Origin of the sequence: Mucilaginibacter sp. (assembly GCF_028287845.1) — a bacterium.
In the GTDB taxonomy this organism is placed as follows: Bacteria; Bacteroidota; Bacteroidia; order Sphingobacteriales; family Sphingobacteriaceae; genus Mucilaginibacter.
Map to the genome: position 1 here is coordinate 1 of NZ_JAQBOW010000148.1, position 6,229 is coordinate 6,229.

General features: G+C 37.9%; 3 protein-coding genes and 1 pseudogene. All 4 read right to left on the reverse strand.

Features of this window, described 5'->3' with window-relative positions; all coding sequences use genetic code 11:
• Positions 1 to 871: RagB/SusD family nutrient uptake outer membrane protein (locus JWP71_RS14425; protein ID WP_299501304.1), on the reverse strand; the 871-nt coding region annotated here is incomplete at its 3' end.
• Between the two features lie 19 nt (positions 872 to 890).
• Positions 891 to 4,058, reverse strand: coding sequence for a TonB-dependent receptor (locus JWP71_RS14430; protein WP_299501306.1), 3,168 nt, complete (start codon positions 4,056 to 4,058; stop codon positions 891 to 893).
• Positions 4,059 to 4,250: 192 nt separating this feature from the next.
• Entirely contained in the window at positions 4,251 to 5,798 is a 1,548-nt protein-coding gene (locus JWP71_RS14435) for a beta-N-acetylhexosaminidase (RefSeq protein WP_299501308.1), read from the reverse strand.
• 48 nt (positions 5,799 to 5,846) lie between these two features.
• Positions 5,847 to 6,229, reverse strand: a pseudogene (locus tag JWP71_RS14440) (glucose/galactose MFS transporter); the annotation flags it as partial.

The window sequence follows — 6,229 nt, forward strand, 5'->3', positions numbered from 1 at the left end:
TATATTGCTGTTCTTCAACCCAAATGGCTTCCTTGTTGCCTTCCCTCCGGCGTTGGTTACCATAAATAAACATATCCGAAAACGGATCTCCGGGTAAGCTTGCTTTAACCCCGTATCTTGCTGTTGTGATGGAGAACTTACCACTGTTTATTACTTTTAAAAGTTGAGTTTGAGCGAGGTCCGGGCTTCCTTCACGCAGGTAAACCTCACCAAGCAATTGTTGTGCTGCTTCAACGCTGATTCGTCCCACCACTTTAACGGCGTCAATATTGGGGAGGTTAGCAGTCGCAAACAAAAGGTCATTATTAATAAAGTTATTCAAACTGTCTACAGGAGCTCTTACAAAGTTTGTTCTTGCCACTGTTATTGGTTGAGAAACCAACGGAACGCTTCCCCATAAGGTAACCAGGAAGTTATAGGCATAGGCCCTGAAAAATTTGGCCTGGGCTAAAAATGAATTGCGGCCCACAGTGCTAAGTGGTGTTGAACTATCAGATGCACCTTTAATAATCTGGTTAGCGTTGGTAATTACCCTATATGCCCAGGTCCAGTAATATAATGCCGCCGGATCCTGCGAGTTCAGCGTTGCATAATTATGATAAGGATATTCTTCACCATTACCATTGGCGTCTATACACACATCGGTTCCAACCTGAAAAATACATAATAAAGATTGGGTTGATTGCATGGTATACTGTTCGCGTACTGATTCCTGGAGGCCGGCAATTGCGGCATCCAATCCAAGCGAATCTTTAAGTGTAACTGTCGGCGTATAAGCCGAGTCTGACTTTTCATTCAGAAAGCTCTTTTTACAAGATGCTAAACCGATTGAAGTCAATATAACGATTAATAAAATATTAAGCTTTTTCATTGTTTTATAATTTAAAGGTTTAGCGTAAACTAATATTTACACCTAAAACATAAGATGCTACTAATGGATATAGTCCGTAACTTAAATTAGCGTTAGCCGAACCGGATTGATTGGCATTTACGCTTAATTCAGGGTCAAGACCAATCCATTTGGTAAACGTGTAAATGTTACGCCCGCTGATATAAGCAGTTAAACTTCCAAGCTTTAACTTGTCAGCCATTGCTTGCGGCAAAGTATAACTAAAGGTTATATCTTTTAACCTGGTAAAGTTTTGAGGTACCGGGTAAGCATACAACCGTGGATTGATATAGCTTAATGAAGGACGGGTGTTGCTTTGGTTTGCCGCGGTCCAATAATTATCTAATTGAACCGGAATATTTACACGGCCACCATAATTTTGAAGATCTAAAGTGGGATTATTTATGATTGACCCTTGTGATGTTTGAACAAATATACTTAAGTGGTAGTTTTTATACCCGAAGTTATTAATCATTCCACCGGTCCATTTAGGCAAACTGCTGCCCTGGTAAACTTTATCCGCAGCTGTTATTTTTCCATCGCCATTTTCATCTACAAATTTCAGATCGCCAGGTTTTGCTCCCGGATCAATTTTTGATGCATCCTGACCTACTTGCCAAACACCTGCCAATTTATAATCATATATAGCACCCAGAGGTTTACCAATAAACCACTTGTTAACAAGGTCGTCCTTGTTATCTCCATAAAGTGAAATGATTTTATTACGGTTTGCAGCAAAATTAAAATTGGTTGACCAAGTGAAATTATTGCTTTTGATGTTAACCGTGGTCAAAGTAGCTTCTATACCCTTATTGGCTATACTTCCTAAATTATCAAGTAAACTTGGGTAGCCGCCAATTGCAGGCAGCAACCTGTTTAACAACAAGTTTTTAGTTTTAGTTGAATAAACTTCAACACTTCCGCTGATACGGCTTTTAAATAAGGAGTAATCAATACCTAAATTGGCTCCTGTAGTGCTTTCCCAGTTTAGGTCAACATTTCCAAGTACACCGTTAACGTTTAAGGCACTTGATACTAACCCGGTTGTAGGTGTTCCGTTATAAATATATTTAGTTATGCCTTGGGTAGTAATGGTTTGATAAGCACCTACCGCCTGGTTACCACTTGTTCCGTACGATAGACGTAGTTTTATATTATCAATTTGATCTACTTTTTTTAAGAAATTCTCATTGGATACGTTCCATCCTAACGCAACTGAAGGAAAGAAGCCATATTTACTGGTTGCCGAACCAAAGGCCGAATAACCATCGCGCCTTGCGGTAGCGGTAAACAGATATTTGCTATCATATGAATAGTTGATACGGCCCATTTGTGAAAGTAAGGCGTCACGACTGTAAAAAGAAGCGCCGGTAACCACCCCTGCAGATCCCATATTGTTGAAAGATAGATTATCATTCACAAATGTGCTGCCGGTAATAGTAGATGAAGTATATATTTTTTCCTGAGCGCTATACAATGTAGTAATATCCAAATGGTGCTTTTTCCAGTCCTTATTATACGAAAGAATGTTTTCAACCAACCAGCTATCTGTTCCGGTATTGTTTATCATTGCAGTACCTCCAACGGTATTGCCGGCACTAAGGCCACTGTAAGTATCATTGACTGTTGGAAGGTTTGTATAATTTGCGTTTACCCTGAATTTTAAACCATCAATAAATTTCGGTTTAACCTCAAGATAAAATGTTCCGTTCAGGTCATTATACCGGTTAACCACATTGGTATTCAGGCCCAGTAAAGGATTGGTATATAAGGTTTCCGGAAACATAGGATAAATTGTATAATTTCCCTTCGCGTCATATACTTGTCCGTAAGGACTTTGTTGCATTGCCAGGCTATAATTGACAGTACCGCCGTCATTATTGTTTTTGGCAAAAAATAATGAGGTACCAACGGTAAGCCAATCAGTAATATTGGCATCAAAGTTTGACCGGATAGCGGCACGATGGTGCTGATAACCTTTTAATACACCTTTCTCATCCTGGTATTCTCCCGAAATGAAATATTTAATATTATCTGTTCCGCCGGATATACTTAAGTTATGATCCTGAATAAATCCCTGCTGCGATATTTCATTTAGCCAATTTGTTGTTTTTCCGGATTTATAGTTTGGAATTTCATTTAAATTAGGCACAGGCGGATTATTCGGAATCAGGTTCATTTGCGCACTATAATCCAAATATTTTTGTACGTATTGCTGTCCGTTTAAAGGTGTAAGTGTTTCATGTTGAAACTCTGGGCCACCAAAAGCACTATACCTAATAGTTGGCTTACCTGTTTTACCCCGTTTGGTTGTAATCAAAATAACACCACTTGAGCCCCTGGTGCCATAAATAGCTACGGCCGAGGCATCTTTCAAAACTTCAATTGAAGCGATGTCATTGGGGTTAATATCATTCATTGAACCTCCAAGATTACTAAAAGGTACTCCGTCAACTACAATTAATGGCGATGTGCTGGCATTAATAGAATTGGCCCCTCTAACCTGAACTTTTGGTGAGCTTCCCGGAGTAGATGAATTTTCGGCTATATTTAATCCTGCCGTTGTTCCTTCAATAGCTTGCATTACATTAGTAACGGGTAATTCTGCCAATCTTTCTTTAGGTACTGAAGTTACAGAACCTGTAATATCCGAACGTTTTTGTGTTCCGTATCCAACGATAACTATTTCATTTAGCTTTTTGCCGACCTGGTCCGGTTGCATGGTTACATCAATCCTGGTTTGATTGGTAACAACTATTTTTTGCGTAGCATATCCAACAAAAGTAAATACAAGCGTGCTGCCTTCCGGCACACTTAGTTGGTATTCGCCATTAATGTCGGTTGCAATACCTTTATTTGTGCCTTCAATAACAACATTTGCACCAGGCAGGCTTTCACCTTTTTCGTCCACTACCTTTCCCTTTATAGTAATATTTTGGATAGCGGATTTATTATCTAGCGTATAAAATGAATCATTCGGGTGTTTGTTTACATTTGCCGCATTTTCTATTGCGGAATTTCTTAAAATTGAACTGGTATTTAATCTGTTGTTTGCCATTAAATGGAAACTGCTTAACATGGCAAGCGCCAAAACGCAACATTGCTTTGGTTTCAATATGCCGGTAGCATCAATAAATGATGGTATACTATGATTTCGTTGTTTTTTCATAGCTTTGGGGTTAATAAAGTGAGCATTCTGTGATTATACAGGCGTCCTTAATCGCCTGATTAAAAGATTGGAAACCAGTGAGGAAGATGTTGGAAGCATCTTCCTCTTGTTTCCATTTAATGTTTGTTTTTTGATTTATGCCATTGTTTTTGATTTTAATTAGGGGTTTATTATTCTTTCTCAATTACTCCGCTACTTTTTTCTTGATAAGCGGTTATATAAATTAATTACTTTGATATTTCTTATTTGATTTTCATATTCAATATCCGCCGGATTTAGATAGCCTTTATTTAACAGACTGAACCTATCATTTATCCCTTTTGAAGCTGCTAATAATGTTTTAAGTTTTTCAATAACTACCGGAGTTTCAGCAACTTTAAAAGCAGGATCGTTAAGTTGCTTCTCGATAACTTGGTATTGCAGGTAATACTCACGGATATCAGCCATTAATTTAAAATGCTCATATTCTTCCAGATTGTTTACCGGCTTAAGTGAATAAAGCGTTTTTACCGCAACGCGGTTGCTATCTAACAATTGCTGTACACTCATAGGGGTTGGAGAAGCTACTTCACCTTGCTTAATTTCATAAGGCGTCATCGTTAATGCAGTCCAAAAAGATTTTGATTGCGCTTTGCTAAAACCAAAATGCTCTTTGCAATATTTCTGTATAAAATCATCAATGTTTAATGGTTGCTTAGAATTTAATCCCTCTTTATAGGCATCAAACAGGATGTTAAAGCCTGAAAGAGGATATACATGACGGATAGGGTACAGATCAGTAACATCAGTTGTAGATTCAAACACTGAAGAATAAATACCTGAGGTTGACCACGAGGTCATTATCATACCTTTATAGCCTAATTTTTCTGATGTAGGAATAAAATCCCTGATATTTTTAAAGTGTTTTTCCCAAGTGGTTAAATTGTAGTTATCAGGGCTTGACCTTACTGCGGGCGAACCCCATATTTCATAACCGCTTTCCATTAGTTTTTTGTGGTCTCCAAAGCGGCTCATGTCCCAGCCATAGTTCCAATCAACAAAAACAGTTCCTTTAGGCAATGTTTTAATGGCTTCAGGATATTTCAATGCGATATCAGCCCAAAGAACAGGGCGCTTGCCTAGTTTAATAACAATATTGCACAGCATTCTAATATAGTCGATATACAATTTTGATTTCCCTTCCTTCTCGGCTTTAAGTCTGCATTTTTCGTCATGACCAAGCAGATAGGTTTCATCACCCCCTATGTGGATATATTTTGAGGTGTGGGTTGTACCCAATTCTTTATATAAATCAGTAAATAGGGCGCTGTCTCCCTTGGTTTCAAGAGGGCATACCTGCGAAAAGTCTTTTTGATCTTCGCGGATGTCTTTATATCTTTCATTACGTAAAATATACTCAACATGCCCGAAGCTCTGTTGTAACGGAATAACGTCAATACCTAAGCCGTTACAATATTTTATAAATGATACTACCTCTGCTTTAGTGTAAGCATATCGATTAGGTATTAGCGGATGTTTTTCATAGGGATAGGTGCCTTCCCATTCCATAACCAGGGTATTCATACCTGATTCTTTTAATTTTAATGCAAATTTTTTAAGGGCATCCATCGTCATTACCTGGTTTCTTAAGTCCAGGTGAAAACCCCTTACCGGAAATCTATTTCCATCAGAGTTGTTAGATTGGGCAAATGCCGTGTTTAATGCAATTAGCATTAGTAAAGTTGATAACAGTTTTTTCATTGATTTAAAATTTAAACATTAAATATTAGTGATTATACCTTGCAAATATTATTGTGATCTATTTATAGCCCAGTTCCTTAATTTAAAACCATAAAAAGCATAAAATACCAGGTACATATAGCATGGAAATAGTACCCAATATGCCTTTCTAACATTAAATAAATCTGCAAAATGGCCATATAAAAGCGGTAGTATAGCACTGCCGCACAACCCCATAACCATTATAGAGGCCCCCAACTTGGTAAAACGCCCCAAGTCACTTAACGCTAATGGCCATATACCAGCCCACACCATTGAATTTGCTAATCCTAATAACACTACAAACCATATTGATATATCTGTAGTATGGCCCAAAAAAGTAACTTTCCCATGGGCAAAAATGATTAGCAATGTGAAAACAGCTCCCAAAATGGTACAGAACCTTAATGCAT